We start from the raw sequence: 17,206 nt of genomic DNA on the forward strand, positions 1-17,206 counted from the left end.
AATCTCTCCTGTTTATATTATTTATTTTCATGCGGCAGGGGCAGTACGCCTCGTCATTGCCCAAAACAGAAGAGCGAGTGTACTAACCGATGCTCCGAGCAAACATACTCCGTCCCAGCCGTAATGGGCATAGGTAAGCGTCGATGAGATCGAACCAACGGCACTTCCAATGGAGTAAAAAACCATGTATCCCGCTGCAAGCCGGCTGCGAGCCTCCGCTTGTAATGCAAAAATCATGCTTTGATTCGTGACATGTACCGCCTGCACAGCCAAATCAAGAAGAACAATGCCAATAACCAAGGCGAATAGCGACTGATCTGTATAGCTGATTAACAACCATGATAGGAGCAATAGAATCAGAGCTATGCCCGTCGTTTTCTGTCCATAACCTTGATCGGCAAGCTTTCCCGCCCTTGCAGCAGCTAACGCTCCAACAGCTCCCACGAGGCCAAACGCCCCAATGGCAGTGTGAGAAAGAGACCATGGCGGTGCGCTCAGGGGCAGCACTAATGAAGTCCACAATATACTGAAAGCCGTAAAAATCAGCATAGCCAGAACTGCTCGGATACGCAGAACCCTCTCTTGTACGAATAACATAAACACCGACTTAAGCAGCTCGGGATAGGACAGTGATTTTCTTTCCCGCTTCACATTTGGCAAAACTTTAAATAATGCAAAAACCATAAGAAGCATCAATGCTGCAGAAAATAAATATACGGAACGCCAACCCGCTATATCTGTTAATACTCCTGCAATCGTTCGTGCAAGAAGGATGCCAATGACAATTCCACTTGTTACCACGCCAACGACACGTCCTCTTTCGGCAGGGGCAGCCATGGTCGTTGCAAATGCTACTAGCGTCTGGGCTACAACAGCAAGCAGTCCCACCAAGGCCATGCCTGCGAAAAGCATCAAGCTGGAAGAGGCAAACCCAACGATAACTAGAGCGATTACGGAAAATAACATCTGACCGATAATGAGTCGGCGCTGGTTCAGTAAATCTCCAAGCGGTACCAACAATAACAATCCCAATCCATAAAAAATTTGGGTGATCGTAATCAGAATGCCAATGGTTGAATAGTCAATGCCAAACGCTATCGACAGATTATCGAGCAGCGGCTGTGCGAAATAGATATTCGCAACAGACATCCCGCAGGCAACCGCAAACAACAGTGTGACAAAGCGAGACATCGAGGAACCCCGAACCGAATCGCGATCGTTATTTGTTCCCTGCGATGAATTCATCCTTACATTCTTATAAACTGCTGCTTTTTCTCTAAGCTCCTCCATTTCAAACACACCTTTTCTTTATTCATTTTAAAAACAAAAATATTATGTACCGAACGGTACGTTATATTGCACGGTAAATATAGCGCATAAAAACGATCTCTGTCAACGTAAAAATGTTTTCACATAGTTTTAGGTCAAAAACCAAGATTATATTGTGATTAACGGATCTTTCATTTGACATTATAAATCGCAAATTATAAAATAATACTATACCAATTGGTACGTAAATAGACGCGATTGTCTTTTGCATTTGATTCATTCACTAGAAAATAAAGAGTACCGAGAGGTTTGACTATGGGAAGAACCCGCGAATTTGACGAAGAAAAAGCATTGGATGCAGCTATGCAGCTGTTTTGGGAGAAGGGCTATGAGGCTACCTCACTAAGCGATTTAACTTCCAGAATGGGTATTCAACGACCTAGCCTATACTCAGCTTTTGGTGACAAAAAAGAATTATTCGAAGCTGCACTGCGCAAATATACGATGTCGCGTGCTGCTCTCGTTCGAACCAAGCTTCAGAGCTATTCCTCTGTTAAGGAAGCCTTTCGCCATTATTTTGAAGGGGTTGTTGCTGAGGAATATGGAGAAAATCGCAACCGTGGATGCTTTAGCATCAATACGATAGTCGAGCTTGCGCCGCATGATGAAAAATTCGAAATTCTCACAAGAGAACATCAAATGTACCTGTCCGTCATATTTCTAGAGACCATTGAACGGGGCATACAATCAGGTGAGCTCGAAATTTCAGTAAACGCGAAGGCTTTATCGCAGTCGCTAATCGTATCGTTAATTGGGCTAACGGTAATATTGAAAGCACGTCCCGAACAATCATTTATTGATAATACGATAGAAATCATACTTGCACAGCTTAAAGAAGCACCCGCTCACGGTCAGTAATTCAGTAGAAGAATAAACGTTATTTCCATCTATGCACCACATAAAAATAAAGCCCACTGACCTGTTGGTCGGCGGGCTTTATCCGTTTGTCTCATTCTGTAAAAAATAATAAAATCAATGAGGCTGACAATATAAGAATGAGACCTATTAAATTTGAAGTACCTTGTTTCTTCTTTATACTTAAATAAATTAAATATAAACATACTAAACTCAATAATCCCTCTAATAATTTCAATATATCCATCCGTTCACCTCCAGTAGCCTTGCAGACAGAAAACTGTTTGTGTTGGACGACACGGTTTGTATTGAAACTACACCGTTTGTGTGCAGACATTAAGGTTTATATTACTTTGCCTCAATGCTCATGAGAAAGAATGTTGATAAGCTTACCGAATGGGTCCCGTACATAGAAACGCCGAACACCCCAGGGCTCCACAGCGATGCCATATTCGATTGGAAACCCAGCATTTTTCATGCCATCAAATGCAGCTTGGAGATCATCGACTTCAATCGACATATCAGGCACAGGCGTGTCAGATCCCCCTTGTGTGGCAAAACTAATTTGTATACTCATCTCTTCGCTCGAACCGTAAGTTCTAATCCAACCATGATCCATCAATAACTCAAGACCGAGTACATCCTCATAAAAGCGTTTTGCAGCGGTAATATCCTGCGTTTCAATATTCGTGACGATCCGTTTGACCCTCATCATAATCCTCCCATCATTATTCGATAATTACTAATGCTTCTTCTCGTTTATAATTCGATTAAATGCTAGTGACAACCTTTTCAATGACAAGGATAATAAAGATAGAAAGCAAAATTTCATTTTACTAGAGGTGAGCTAATGACGGAACGACTGCCCTGCCAAACAGAAGGCTGCGTAGCAACTATTTTACCAGCTACCGCAGCCAAGACAGGCGGAATATGTATGCCCTGCCAACAAAAAAAGCTTCGATTGGAAAAGGAAGACTATATTGCCCGCAATCGTAGATTTGTCGATCCTTATAAAGATGTTACCGAACCCGTTGAAATTCTTAAAATCATGCATACACCTAAAAAACATGATCCGCTAGAGGTCCTTCTCTCCTACCCAAAAAGCGAACAGGAACTCTATCATAACCTCACTCCAAAGGAAGTCGCTCAAATGGAGGCGTATGCTGTACAACTTATTGAAGAGGGGGAACTTGATCAGGCCGAAGAAATTTTGTTATCGCTCGTTTGCTTCGCTCAGGCAACCATCCATCTTGGCTTGGATGCGTTAATACAAAAAGAATGTTTTTATCCAGGGATTCTTTTCAAAGATGCTCTGCCTTCCACTAGAAACAAAATCATGGAACGGATTCATCACGATAAGGAGAATCGCAACCATCTACTGTCAGCCCTTGCTTGGATAGGAGATGAAGAGATTGTATGTCAGTTTGATAGCTGGGCGAAATCAGCTCCAAGCTGGGCTAGCGAACTTTATGTATCCCCTGAAAGCTATACTCATGAAGCTGGTTGGGAGCTGGATGATGAGGGAAATAAGATAACATTATTCTATTCGGTTCGCTATGCATTTAAGGATGAAGATCAATTTACTGAAAATAAAGCAGTGCTTGCGCTTAAGGACAGTAATCACACCTGCCCATGGTGCGACGGCCCAATAGAAGTACTATTTGATTGCAATCTCCTCGACCCGGTTCTGCAATTTCTGAATCTTGAAGGTGAACGTTTGCGATTGGCTGCATGTATGCGGTGCGCTGCTTATTATGGTGTGCAGTTCATGGAAATTGATTATCAAGGTCATTTGAGCTGGAGTTCCTATAATCAGCTGCCGAAGCATTTTTCTCGAGAGATTTATGAGGATACAGAGCCTGTCCATTTGCTACACATGGTAGACCAGCCTAGAGGCAGTTATGAAGCTTCGTACTGGACCCTTGAAGTACCTGCCACACAAATTGGAGGGCATCCGACTTGGATTCAGGATGCTAAATACCCGTCTTGCCCTAGCTGTACGCAAACAATGGTATTCATTGCCCAGCTGGACATGGAGCAAGTCGGAAATAGTGAAGGTATTTACTACACCTTCCTATGCCGTAGTTGCCAGTTGTCAGCGACAAGCTTCCAGCAGACATGATTTGAAATCGGAGAAGAGACCCACTCAGAGTGGGTCTGATTACCTCAAAGAGCTCTCCGCGCTTACGATTTGACGAATGTTTTCTTTATCGCCTCTAAATACCCGTACCCGTACAAATCGTCCGGCAACAAATAACTCGTCTCTGTCCACTCATTCCAGCTGTTCACCGTAATGAGCGGAGGTTGCTCTGGATGTGTGTCCGCATATTGCTTCGCTTGTTCAAACGCCCTCTGAACGTTGTCTGGCGTATTGTTCTGAACAACAAGCGGAACACGTTCCTTAAACCTCGGATTATTATCCCAGCCAACCGAGATGTGCGGATAATACGGAATGTCGTATGTTGCGTCAATGCGGGACCACTCTTGAACGACATCCACCATGATTTCGTTGTAATCACGGTCTACGTTCACGAAATGAACGTACTGATAGTGGGTCAAGCTGTCGAAGCCAAGCAGCTTCACAATCTCTTTCGCCGTTACCTTTTCCCCGCCGTCAACGCCGCTGAGATTGAAGTTCTGCTCTCCCCACAAAGTGAGCTGCAGGTGTAAGCCAGGCAAGCCTTCTTCGACGCATTTGGCTCTGAACCAAGTGAATGCATCCTTCGTTTCTTCCGCACCGCCCAAGCCTCTCATCAGATTGGCTAGATCGTAAATATTAAAAATTGGTTTGCCATCAATCGTGTAGTAAGACGGATGCTTAAAATATAGCTTAATCACACGATCGGCGATGATCTCGAATTCTTTGCGATCGACCGCACCATCCCAAATCATGGCGCCTTCCATATCATGCGACAAGCGGATATCCCACGTATTATTCACGCTATGGTTAGCCCACATCAAATAAAATTTTACTTTATCGTTGTTTCTTGCCTTCAGATAACCGTCGTTGAGGCAATTTTCCAAAAAAGGGCGCTTGTCGTACCAGTACCAGTCGTAAATAAATACATTGACGCCGTGGTCCGCCGCCGCGTTGATCTGCATCTCCATCACATAAGGGTCCGCTTCGTTGCAGTAGCCCCACAGCGGCTTGCGCGGCCAATTATGTTTAGGAAACTTCTTGACGGCGTTCTTGACAGATTGCCACTCCCCCATCCCCTCCGGCCAGAACATCCTAGTTCTTGGTTCGTCCCCTGTATAAGCCGGCCAGACATAAGCAGCTACATCATAGTTATTCATGTTCTTCATGCGAAGCCCTCCTGAATAATAGTACGAAATGCAATCCAACTGACGTCAAACCTTCGGGATAATTAGTAGATTTTCCACAAAACTATTCATTGCTTAATTATTCCCAATAATACTCTATGATCTATTGAGCGACAAGCATTTAGGGCATGAACTCTAAGACAGAGATCAGGCTGGGTGCACAAAAAAGAGCACCGCCCAAGGGCAGCGCTCTGCTTTTACAACTACTGCGATTCCTAATTTCCCTCTAAATTGTTGAACAAATTGAGCACAAGCTGAGCGGCCTCCGCGCGAGATGCCTCCCGCACAGGGGCAAAGCGGTTATTGCCTAATCCTTTCATAAGCGAAGCTTCGGACGCTGCAGCAACATAAGGCAATGCCCACGTTGGGATTTGATCCTTATCCGCGAATGAGCTATTCGAGCCCTCCTTGATGGATTGCCCTAGAGCACGGACAGCCATAACAGCCATTTCTGCACGGGTAATGGTTTCATTCGGTGCAAAGCGGTTTGAGCCTCGTCCCGATACGATTCCTGCCTTAACGGCTGCTGCTATGGAGTCTGCATACCAAGCATCTGAAGCAACGTCATCAAATGTTGACTTTGCACCGTCCGTCTTAAGCTGCAGCGCAGCGACTAGCAAAGCAGCGAACTCCGCACGGGTCGTTTTGCGTTCTGGATAGAACAACAAGTCTGTTGTTCCATTAATGATGTGCTTAGCTGCAAGAATTTGCAGCGTACGCGCTGCCCAATGTCCTGAAGGGACATCAGTAAATGCCTTTTTGTATTTGAGTACAGCATACGTCCCCAGCTTATCCATGGCAAAGTTTACTTGTTTATTGGCTCGGCTTACTTTTCCGCCAACGTACTTCCACTGCTTAGCAGCCTCATCGTAGGTATATATTCCGATAAGCTCCTGATCAACTTCGCCGGAATTGTAAGGAAGCGAAAGCGTTACACCTTTTGAACCTTGCTCTGTTACCGCAGTTCGTTTGTCAGCAGTTAGCAAATAGATGCCAACTTCGTACTGCGAGCCTGCAGCTTTTAATTGAACGTTCTGCTTACCGGTTGTAAGAGGAGCTTGCGCCGAATCCACAATCGGGTTTAACAGCACCTCGACCGAAGCGCCTACAGCGTTTCCAGCCTGCGCCTTCAGTGCGTCCCATATCTCCTTGCTAATTGTAACCGAAGCATTGTCTCGTTGTACGCGAAGCGGTGCACTACTTACACTACTCAGCAAAATGACTGCTTTCTTATGGTCAACACCTAGCTCCGCATAAGCAACCCCATCCTTCATCTGTACTGTCCGTACAATGGTAGACTCCGGCTCTGTGCTTGGATTCGGATTTCCGTTTCCGTTTCCGTTTCCATTACCATTACCGTTGCCACTATCAGAAGGCACTATCACAGACAGCTCCTGTGAAAGGTGGCTTTCACCGTAGGAATTGTACGCCTTCACCACAAAATAATAAGTTCCCGCCGCAAGCCCAGCAACGTTAAATTCCGTTACATTTCCAGCGTTTAATTGTTTCGTATACACACCGCTTTGTGTACCATATTGAACGCTGTACCCTGTTGCACCTGCCGCAGCAGACCAGTTCAGCTTCACCTTTTGATTGGAAATCGTATGGCTTAGGTTCGACATCGTGAATGGCTGCTCGCCTAATATCAAATAGCCGAATTGAACAGGGTCTTTGACTGAGCCAATACCGCTATTGTACTCCATCAATCCGTTTCGGGCATCGCTGTTACCTGAAGTCGGACGAGTGCCATCGCTATAGTTAGCTAGAGCAGACAAGCCCAGTGCAGAACCTGCCTGAATGGAGACGCCCTCTGGCAAAAGCTCCGTCCACGGTATAGCAATCTCATAACTGGTTTTCTTAGTCGCTTCATCGCGTGTAATGACGAAGGAACCAGCCGTAAACGGACCCGCAGCCCGTCCAGCGACGGCATTGTAGCGATAACCAAGCATTTGACCTTCGTTGGTCAGGCCAAACGCAAGCTCGGTGTAGCCTTTAGCGCCGGGAGCGCTATTTCTTTGCGGATCAATCGCAAGCTGAATGCTGGAGCCTTTCCACAAGTCAGCCGCATCCGTAATCGGCAGGTTGTGCTGATCCTCCGTTACCTCCATGGCAAAATATAGGTTATCATGATCCCATCTTGTATACCCTGCGCCTGATAGCTTTTGAGCCGACCATCCCTCTTCAAACCCGCTCACAATGCCTCTAACCTGAGCCAGCTGATCCATTCGAAAATCCGGTGAGGACCAATCGGCAAGATTGCCGTCAATAGTCGGACTATCCGTTGTTAGTACACTTCGCAATGCGTTAACTTGCTTAACGATTCGCGCCACACTGGACTCCGTCACGGCTCCAGACTGCTCGTAAACACGATATTTTAAGCGATGTTCCCCATTGCTTAGCCCTGTCACTGTAGTCGCGTAAGGATGCGTAGTCATTTCTTGCACCTTAACGTCATCCACATACAACTCAACCTTTTGAATATTCGTAAACCCGGCTAAAAAAGGAACTACCGGCAAGTCGGCCACGCTTAACTGATTCCCATCACGCAAAATAGTAAAATCAACCTTCTTATAATTTACTGGTGCCGACAAGACTGTTCCCGTTGTGACCGCAGCGGGTGCTGATGCAGCACCTGTGTTGCCGCTTTGGTCTTCGGCCTCTACTTTATAATAGTAGATCGTGTTCGACTGCACCCGCTCCCGATCCGTAAAGGATGTCTGCTCGGACTCGCCTATCATATTTGCATAAGAAGGAGTAAACTCGGCAGTTGTGCTGCGATAAACATTGTAGTGTGCAATGGTGCCGCCTTGATCGGCTGCGGCTGGCCAAGTTAGCTGAACATCATTTGTAAATGTGGCCATGACGTTTTGAACAAGCATTGGTGAAGCAGTATCCAGAGCATGCACCTGAGATTGCTGATCGTAATTCGTACCCGCCTGCCAAGACGCCAAGCTGGTATATGCTGTACCATAGAGACTCGCACGGAAGTCAGCTTGTTCACTGAATACGCGGTTGTTATTCATTACATCCAGCAGCGTATCGTTGCCGATATTGAACACAGAGGTGTTCGGAACTCCCGCTTTCAGCACAATGTTGTTGTCATGAATGCTATTTCCTGTCCATGTCCCATATGGATTTGAAGCGCTGTTAATGCCGGAAGTACCTTCAACATCTACGATGATCGTGTTTTTCGCTACTTCTATATCGTGAAGTCCCGTCGATAGATCCGGTCTGCCTGTGAAGCTTCCTAGAGCAATTTGCCCTCTTCCATTTCCTTGCTCTCCCTTATTGCCTTTCACTTTGTTGCTCAGTATTTTAGAGCCGTAATTGCTCATGGTGGTGAAGCCATTTCCTTTATTATCATGAGCATAATTGTATTCGGCCGTGATGTTGTCGCAATACCAGTCGATATTGATGCCCGCTCCGTCATAGCCGGAACTGGAATCCTTCATGTTATACACCTCGTTGAAGCGAATAACGGAGTCCCGCGAGGAAATATACCACAAGCCGCCTGGTCCATAGTCGGAGGACGCTTGGCCACCGTCATGAACAACGTTCCATTGAATAGCTGAGTTATGAGCATTTTGCACGACAATCCCTTGACTGCCCATATTATAGACCTTATTGCTGAGCACATTCAGGTTGTCGTAAGTTAATTGAGAGCGCAGCTCTTCTTGCTTTGCGATATCCCAGCCTGATGTCGTTATGCCATACCAGCCTAAATCATGCACATCATTGTTGGATATGACAATGTCCTTTGCTACTTCTTTGTAATCCGTCCCAGGAACATGTGATGAAATAACGATCCCGTTCGTATTGGTGTTTGGACTCGAGCTGTACACTTCATTGCCGTCAATCGTCAGTCCCGTATGAAGCCGCGAGTTATCGTATTGTACAATGATGCCGTTCGTAATGTTGCCCCAAGAAAGCGTTGCTGAAGGTATAGCTTCGACCGCTAACCCTTGAATAAGCCAGTGGCTCAAGTTGTAACCCGTTACGACACCGCCGCCTGTTGGCGCATTCCATGAAATAACTGGCTTGTTTCCGGTTCCATAAGAAGTAATCTGAATAGGCTCCTCCTCGGTACCCGAACCCCTCAAGATTAACTGCTCATTCCAGCTGTCTCCCGATTTCAAAAGAATACGATCTCCGGGCAGGAACGTTGCTGCATTGACAAAGCTCAGCGTTTTCCACGCAGCAGCTTCACTTAAACCATCGTTGTCGTCATCACCTGTGCTGGAGCTGACGTAATAAGTCGTATTTCCGGGAGACACAACCGGCATGGCAATGCGGGTTACGACCACGTTGTCGAAGCTTGCCGTCGCTGCGGTTGCTAGCAATGAAATATGACCCGTGGAGAATGTATTATCCACTGCTGACAGCAACTTGGAAGCATTAATATAAAGCTCTAAGTCGTTTCCGCCTGCAACCCCTTTAAGGGTATAGGATTTTCCGGGTTCTATTTGATAAGGAGCTTCCGCAAGAATCGCCTCATTCTCGCCCTCCTTTTTTACAATTTGAATATTTCCGTTGCCATTATAACGCATGACATAGCCATCTCCGTTATCTTGTCGACGCAAAGAAATACCGACTGTGCTTGTTTCTTCAATCGCAGTTGGTCTCACTAGCGCTTGCATAGAATACGACGACCAAGCATTGTCACCAGCATACGATTCCCCGCCATTCGCATCCAATTGGCTATAAACCTGATTCGATGCAGGTTTCGTTACCTTAATGTTGTCAAATTCCACGACAGTTGCCCATGTAGCAAGTCCGATTTTACCCGTCAGATAGGGATCAGACCCATCTTCATCTGTAGTAGACAACACCTCTTCACCTTCCCGGTAAACCTTAATTTGATTGCCTGTTGTTTCAACCTTAATGCGGACAAAATTCGAAGGAGAAAGGCTTGGGCCATTATATTGCTTCAACCATACCTGGTTGGAACCATCCTGCTTCATGATTTTAATATAGTTATCACTCATATACAGGAAGTAATAATGCTGGCCGTCCATATAACGAAACTTCAGCATGGCCCCTGTACCGCTTATTAACTTAACATCCGCTTCTAAGAAATAATCCGACCAAGAAGCATCTCCTGTTATCAGATCGGAAGCATTGTTGTCATTGCTCTGCTTGTAGCTATGCGATGATCCGTTTTGAACACTAGACCATGATCCGGCGTTGTTCGCCCATCTGACAGCGTTTTCATTTTCAAAATCTTCAAAAAATAATTCCACACTTTCCTCATTCACCTTGTTCCATGTACCGCTGACCGAAGTCCATGGCAGGTTGTCTGTACCCTCGAAATCCTCTTGTAGTAGAACCCGATTGGATTCTGCGGCCGACGTAACCGTCATAACCTGTGGAACGCTCATCATCGCCAGCAAAAAAGCCATCACGATCAAAATAAATCGATGTTTGATTGCGCTCTGCATCTTCATTTTCCTCCATTCAAAGTGTAATTAAAATTATGCTTTTTTACTTTCACCAATATAGCACCTCGAACTTTTACTAGGACATGTATTAACCATTTAACATATCATGTGTTTTTAAATTTTTCTGATATGCTAATTACGAAATATAAAAGGCCTGCGGCTCCTAAAGGAGCAACGCAGACCTTTGCATCATCATTTTGCAACAAAAGCTTATTTTTCAACTGAAATATTTAGAACTGGGTAATCCTGCAGCAAGACGCTTGGGTCTTTACAGCCATGCAGTTCGAATAAAATAATTTCATTTTTCCCTTTTCGCAGCAGCGGACCGGGAATATACATTGTCCCTTGTGGACCGATTTCCCAATAGCGCCCTAAGTTGAAGCCATTAATAAAGGCAACGCCCTTGGTCCAGCCCTTCATATTTAGGAAGGTATCAGCAGGTTCATCGATCATGAATTCACCGGAGTAAAAGGCTGGCTGAACATCTCCCGTTTCATCAAGAGGACCGAATGAAAGCTTAGATAAATCATTTAGCGGGAGCGGATGGATCACCCAATCGTACAGAAACTGTTGACCAAATCGAACGCCTTCCGTAATCCCCTTGCAATCCTTCATATGCGGTCCATAATTTATCCGCCCCATATTTTCAACCAGTATGCTTACAACTACACCCTCCGTCGGAACGGAAAACTGAATATCATGCTCTTTGTCCGAACGATCGATAACCCCTTTATACACCCCGTCAACAAAGATCAGCGCGCGGTCATGCACTTCTTGTAAATTCAATCTGCTTTCCAGCCTTGGTCCCGTCAGCTTTGTCGAATACATAATAAAGCCGTAGTTTTGTCCGAGCTGCTCCATCGCCTCTGGGCATGTGCTTTGCACTGACGTTGACAGCTTGTCGAGCGAAGCGAACAGCTTAGCCTGAGCAGTCATATTAACCGTTCCATACCTTTTTTTGGCGATGGGGGCAGGCAGCTCCAGCGGACCCAAATCTGTATATTTACCAATGACTTCTCTCACCGCATGGAATTTCTCCGTAATATCGCCGCATTCACTAACCGGCACATCATAATCATAGCTTGTAATGGTCGGACCCAATTTGTCCTGAAAGTTCGCACCATTGTAAAAACCAAAATTGGTGCCGCCGTGGAACATATAAAAATTGACCGATGCGCCGGCAGCAAACATTTCGTCCAGCACATTCGCTACATCCGCTGCGTCTCTGGTATGATGCGCTGTCCCCCAGTGATCGAACCAACCATTCCAGTATTCCATGCACATCAACGGCTGATCCGGCTGATACTCATTTAGCTTCTCAAAAGCTTCCGTCGGGCGGGACCCAAAGTTAACGGTAGCCCATACGCCCGGAACCATGCCTCCCTGAAGCATAAAGTCCTCCGGCCCATCCGATGTAAACAACAGTACATTTACCCCGCGCTGGATTAGCGCTTGCTGCAAATAGATCAAATACGCTTTATCATTGCCGTAGCTGCCGTACTCGTTCTCGATTTGCATAGCGATAATCGGACCGCCATTTGTCGATAAAAGTGGCGTTAACCGTGGAATCAGCTCATCATAGTATGCATCGACTTTGTCCAAAAAGGGCTTGTGATAACACCGCAGCCGCATTCCCGGATCAGCAAGCAGCCACGCAGGAAGTCCGCCAAACTCCCATTCTGCGCAAATATATGGACTTGGGCGCACAATAACATAAAGGCCAAGCTCTCCAGCAATGGTGATAAACTGCTCAATATTGGCCATTCCTTCAAATACAAAACGCCCCTCGTCCGGCTCATGAAAATTCCAAGGCACGTAGGTTTCAACCGTATTAAATCCGCAAGCCTTCAGCTTTTGCAAACGGTCACGCCAATACTCAGGTACAACTCTAAAATAATGAATCGCCCCGGATATAATCCGAAAAGGATGCTCGCCCAGCATAAGCTCTTTGCCTTGAATAGAAAGTTGGCTCATCATAAAAACCTCCCAAATCAACTTGTTATGCTTCTAATAGTAGCGGCTGCGTCATCTTTCGGACAATGCACAAAATCCTCATATACTTAACCTTTTGTGCCAAAAGAGACGTTTGAAGCTGGGAGCTTGTGCTATAATCTAACCACATTAATTATAGGGCGGGGGCAGTAACAATGGACATGATAATCAACTTTCAAAATATGATCAACACGCTGCAAATTGTCGGCTGTCATTTCGGCATTAAGCCGGCGGCTTGGTCGTATAAGAAGCACCATCATCCTCTATACGAATTGCTTTACTGTATGGAAGGGGCGGCAGTGCAAGAGATTAACGGGGAAAAAGCCGTTCTAAACCAAGGCGACTGGATCCTGCTGAAACCAGGGGTTAATCACACTATCGCCAATCCGTACCCATCGCCATATGCTTTTTTCAATATCCACTTTGACTTGGACGACCTCGATATTCGAAGCAGGCTGGGAGTCGCGCCCTTTCAGTTGATTCCCGCAGCTCGGGCAAAAGAAAGCAAGCTGCCCCATCTGGTTCCAGAGCTGGAGCAATTGATGCAGCAGGAGCTGCTTTCCGATAGTACCTTGTTTTCTCCCGACGTTATACAAATCTCTTTGCCGCTTCACCAAAGGCTTGGTCTTCAAGCTTACGTATTGCTGATCATTCAGGAAATCCTGCTCATGCTGGAAGTTCCTGCGGCTGCGGATGACGTTTACCCGCGCAACCAAGTTTCCGCCTATGAAGCCGACGTGGCACACTCCATCGAGGAACGGCTCACTGTCGATTTTGCAGCCAACCCGTCTATTACCGCCATCGCATCCGAAATGAATATAAGCCGCAGCCAGCTCTCTAAAATTTTTGCCAAAGTATATGGCGTATCCCCGCGTCAATATATAAGCAGGAGAAAATGGACAAAAGCAAAGGAGCTGCTTGTCACCTCCAACTTAACCGTCTATGCGATCTCCGAGCAGCTCGGCTTCCGCTCCGTCAATCATTTCTCCAGACAATTCCGCAAATGGGCCGGACTTTCGCCAAACCAATATCGCCACACGCCTGTGAACGATGCGAATAGGTGAGTTTAGCTATTATCGATGGGTCAGGAAACGAAGGAGAATAGAATATCAAACAGCTGGCCATTGAGGAAGGCTAGCAACGAGGAAAACAAAAAAAAGCTATATCACGCTGTTAGGCGAGAATAGCTCGTAGGTAGGTAACCACTTGTTTATAAAACGGGGAGCCGAGAGAAATCTCTCCTATGACAACGGCATTCCTCGCGCTTAGGTCTAGTGACTTCATGTGATCAGTCAAAACAACACCGTTCAAGGTTGTATATGGTACTCCAGCTAAGGAACCGTCGATAGCAATTCCGGCAGGTACAGGTATATGGAAGGGATAACCCGGCTTTATTGGACTTGTAACAGGAACGACAAGGGCTAAGTTAGAGTGTGTTGGATCAATGAGTCCATCAGATATTACAATTGCTGGGCGATAACCAGCCTGTTCGTTTCCGCTTTGAGGATAGAAGTTCAACCAGACTACGCTCCCGCGTGCAACAGTTCCTGTAATAGCCATTAAATCATTTCATCCCCCATTGGCTCGTAGAGCTCTTCTTCTTGACTCTTTACACCATCTGAAGCAGAGCCGCGAAGCGATAGAAATAATGCACGAAGCCCCTCTTGATCATCAGCTGCAGGGTATAATGGTCGAAGCACAACTTCTCCTTCACCTGAAATATGGAATCCAACTTCTACGCCTTCGCTTAACGCAGCGAGTTTTAATACTTCAGTTGGAAATCTAAGCGCAAGGCTGTTTCCCCACGGACGAAAAGTAGCTTTAGCGATAGGAGCAGCGGGTATCGACACATGAATCAACTCCTTAGGTGTTTTATGCTTCAATTTTAACACCTCCTCCTTACACTGTATATACATATGTATATACAAAAAAGAAAGATCTGATACATTCAGTAATAAATTCAATCAAAAGACAGCCCTGCCGCAAACGATGCAAGCAATGGCCGTTTTTTTGTTCCATGAATGAAAACTTCTACACCATTCCCTACCCTAATACACCCCCTGCTCAATTCGGCTCCTAGCTTTCACCGATTTCGCGTATTCAGACGGGTTCATTCCGCTTGCGCGCTTAAAGGCTTTAGAGAAATAGTGGACGCTGCTAAAGCCTAGCTGCCGCGATATTTCGGTAAAGTTATAATGGTCCTCGCGAATCGATAGCTTAGCTTTTTCAATTTTCATATGCGCGTAGTACTCCATAATCGTCTTCCCAGTGTTCCGCTTAAAGAGCTCCTTCAGCTTTGTACTCGCGATATGCAGGGCATGGCTGATTTCTGTTAGCGATAGCTGCGTGGATAGCCGTTCCTCCATCAGAGCGACAATGGCGGACACCAGCTTGTCCTCATCCTTCTCCTTAGGCAGCAGCAACGGGGCACGTCCATTGTCAATCGATGCACCCTCGCGCAGGAGCAGAATGAGAAAGGTCTCTAAATAACATTTGACCAGCTGCTCACAGCCAATGGGCTGGCGAAGGTTGCGAACGAGCGGATAATGAAATGGAAAAGTGAAGGCGTTAGCGCCCTCGCTAATAATACGAGCCATTTGGTTTCGTTGCTCATGATCAAGCTGAAACACCTTGTCCGCAAAGCTCTTCATCGCATTGGAATCACAATCAAACGTAATGACGATCACATTCGGAGCTTTGCCATGCAGCGCCGTTAAGCTATGAAACTCATTCGGCTGATGAAAAATAAGGCTGCCCTGCTTCAAGCTATGACGCTTATTATCAGCCCGCACCTCGATTTCGCCTTTGTCGACGTAAACCAGCTCCCAGAAGTTATGCCTCTCACCGGGAAAATAATAATCCTTGCCAAACTCAAAATAAAACATCGTAATGATGCTGCGTATATCCAAAACTAAATTCAAATGAGTTCGCTCTAAATCAATCATCATGTCGATCTCATCTCCTTTAAGCATGTCATCTTCACCTTCTCTAAATGACAAATAATGCGTCTATGAGAACAAAGCCATAGGTGGTCGTTGTTATTTATAATGTAACCAGTTCAACAACCACGAAAGGGGCATTGATCATGAAGCTTGGCGTCATTGGTTATGGGTCTCGCATTCAGCATGTTATTAATGAAATGATAAAAATTGATCCAACCTGCAACGTATCCGCCATTGTTGACCCGCAAAGTCAAATGATACAGGAGAAGCACCAGCAGCAGGTAAAGGATACGGCGTTTTATGGAACACCGGAGGAGATGCTTGCTTCCGCCAGTCTTAACGGTATACTCATTGGCACAAGATGCCATCTCCATACGGAAATGGCTGTAAAGGTGCTCCCCACACGTATTCCGTTGTTTTTGGAAAAACCAGTCGCTACGTCGATGGAGGATTTGCTTCGGTTAAAAGCTTCCGCAGACAAGACAAATGCACCTGTCACGGTCTCTTTTCCTCTGCGAGTATCCATGATCGTTCAGCTCGTTAAGGAAATCGTTGATTCAGGTAAAATTGGCACCATCGAGCATGTACAGGCTGTTAATAACGTTCCTTACGGCTCCGTTTACTACCACAACTGGTATCGCGATGAGAAGCTGACCGGAGGTTTGTTCTTGCAAAAAGCAACGCATGATTTCGATTATATTAATCATGTTCTGCAGCTCGCGCCCATCAGCGTCTGCGCGATGACATCCAAACAAATTTATAAAGGCGATAAGCCTGCAGGGCTGAAATGCGTCGACTGCACGGAGAACAAAACCTGCCCTGACAGCCACGCCTTCGATGAATCCTCGCAATGCGTATTTGGTACGGATACCGGGAATGAGGATTCCGGAAGCGCCTTAGTCTACTATGACAGCGGTATGCATGTCTCCTACTCCCAAAACTTCTATGCCCGCAAAGGTGCTGCTGCACGCGGCGCACGTTTTCTTGGCTACAAGGGCACAGTTGAATTTGATTTTTACACCGAAACGGTGAAAGTATTTATGCATCATACGCAGCGAGTAGAAACCTATGAAATCAAATCTGATGCTAGCCACTTTGGCGGCGATATGGTGCTTGCCCGCAACTTTATTGAAGTTATGCAAGGAACGAATACATCCATCAGTCCAATTGAGGGCGGTCTGCTTAGCGCACTTCAATGTCTGAAAGCGAAGCAATCCGCTGAGACAAGAACATTCCAAAACATTTCATGGGACTAGCTCACCATACTTAGAATGAAAGACGATCGGTATTCTGCATATAGCAGAATCCGATCGTCTTTTTTTTGCT

The 17,206-nt window shown here is 45.9% G+C and carries 12 protein-coding genes; 4 read left to right on the top strand and 8 right to left on the bottom strand.

The genetic code is table 11. The features are described 5' to 3' along the window. Nucleotides 1-27: 27 nt before the first annotated feature. Nucleotides 28-1,245 carry an MFS transporter gene (locus AC0VYE_RS30755; protein ID WP_076270423.1) on the bottom strand — a complete coding sequence of 406 codons (1,218 nt, stop codon included), beginning with the start codon at nucleotides 1,243-1,245 and terminating at the stop codon, nucleotides 28-30. Nucleotides 1,246-1,584: 339 nt separating this feature from the next. Between AC0VYE_RS30755 and AC0VYE_RS30760 the strand changes: the two genes are divergently transcribed. Further along, entirely contained in the window at nucleotides 1,585-2,187 is a 603-nt protein-coding gene (locus AC0VYE_RS30760) for a TetR/AcrR family transcriptional regulator (RefSeq protein ID WP_076270331.1), read from the top strand. Nucleotides 2,188-2,542: 355 nt separating this feature from the next. On the opposite strand, the gene AC0VYE_RS30765 is transcribed toward AC0VYE_RS30760, so the two are convergent. Further along, nucleotides 2,543-2,896, bottom strand: a complete 354-nt coding sequence (locus AC0VYE_RS30765; RefSeq protein WP_475449787.1) for a VOC family protein — start codon at nucleotides 2,894-2,896, stop codon at nucleotides 2,543-2,545. A gap of 138 nt (nucleotides 2,897-3,034) precedes the next feature. Here AC0VYE_RS30765 and AC0VYE_RS30770 point away from each other — a divergent pair, with 138 nt between their 5' ends. Next, the gene (locus AC0VYE_RS30770) at nucleotides 3,035-4,306 is read left to right on the top strand and encodes a DUF1963 domain-containing protein (protein ID WP_475444582.1); all 1,272 of its coding nucleotides are present in this window, start codon (nucleotides 3,035-3,037) and stop codon (nucleotides 4,304-4,306) included. A 62-nt stretch (nucleotides 4,307-4,368) separates the two neighbouring features. Here AC0VYE_RS30770 and AC0VYE_RS30775 read toward each other — a convergent pair whose 3' ends face one another. The 3 genes from AC0VYE_RS30775 to AC0VYE_RS30785 all read right to left on the bottom strand — a co-directional run bounded on the left by AC0VYE_RS30775 (nucleotide 4,369) and on the right by AC0VYE_RS30785 (nucleotide 12,920). Continuing rightward, the gene (locus AC0VYE_RS30775; RefSeq protein ID WP_475444584.1) at nucleotides 4,369-5,490 is read right to left on the bottom strand and encodes a glycosyltransferase WbsX family protein; all 1,122 of its coding nucleotides are present in this window, start codon (nucleotides 5,488-5,490) and stop codon (nucleotides 4,369-4,371) included. A 233-nt stretch (nucleotides 5,491-5,723) separates the two neighbouring features. Then, complete coding sequence (locus AC0VYE_RS30780) at nucleotides 5,724-10,946, bottom strand: S-layer homology domain-containing protein (RefSeq protein WP_475444586.1); 5,223 nt, start codon at nucleotides 10,944-10,946, stop codon at nucleotides 5,724-5,726. 210 nt (nucleotides 10,947-11,156) lie between these two features. Next, nucleotides 11,157-12,920 carry a glycoside hydrolase family 35 protein gene (locus AC0VYE_RS30785; RefSeq protein ID WP_076270326.1) on the bottom strand — a complete coding sequence of 588 codons (1,764 nt, stop codon included), beginning with the start codon at nucleotides 12,918-12,920 and terminating at the stop codon, nucleotides 11,157-11,159. A 173-nt stretch (nucleotides 12,921-13,093) separates the two neighbouring features. Here AC0VYE_RS30785 and AC0VYE_RS30790 point away from each other — a divergent pair, with 173 nt between their 5' ends. Continuing rightward, nucleotides 13,094-14,002 (top strand): AraC family transcriptional regulator, encoded by a 909-nt coding sequence (locus AC0VYE_RS30790; protein WP_076270325.1) that lies wholly within the window; start codon nucleotides 13,094-13,096, stop codon nucleotides 14,000-14,002. Nucleotides 14,003-14,111: 109 nt separating this feature from the next. Here AC0VYE_RS30790 and AC0VYE_RS30795 read toward each other — a convergent pair whose 3' ends face one another. From AC0VYE_RS30795 to AC0VYE_RS30805, 3 genes are all read right to left on the bottom strand, one after another. Next, entirely contained in the window at nucleotides 14,112-14,498 is a 387-nt protein-coding gene (locus tag AC0VYE_RS30795; RefSeq protein ID WP_076270324.1) for a type II toxin-antitoxin system PemK/MazF family toxin, read from the bottom strand. Beyond that, the gene (locus AC0VYE_RS30800; RefSeq protein ID WP_076270323.1) at nucleotides 14,498-14,821 is read right to left on the bottom strand and encodes an AbrB/MazE/SpoVT family DNA-binding domain-containing protein; all 324 of its coding nucleotides are present in this window, start codon (nucleotides 14,819-14,821) and stop codon (nucleotides 14,498-14,500) included. Before AC0VYE_RS30800 ends, AC0VYE_RS30795 begins: the two co-directional genes overlap by 1 nt. A gap of 165 nt (nucleotides 14,822-14,986) precedes the next feature. Continuing rightward, entirely contained in the window at nucleotides 14,987-15,910 is a 924-nt protein-coding gene (locus tag AC0VYE_RS30805; protein ID WP_256711024.1) for an AraC family transcriptional regulator, read from the bottom strand. A gap of 113 nt (nucleotides 15,911-16,023) precedes the next feature. Between AC0VYE_RS30805 and AC0VYE_RS30810 the strand changes: the two genes are divergently transcribed. Then, a complete protein-coding gene (locus AC0VYE_RS30810) occupies nucleotides 16,024-17,136 on the top strand; it encodes a Gfo/Idh/MocA family protein (RefSeq protein ID WP_076270322.1) in 1,113 nt (370 codons plus the stop codon). Nucleotides 17,137-17,206 lie beyond the last annotated feature (70 nt).

The organism is Pristimantibacillus sp. Z349TD_6, from assembly GCF_056173205.1.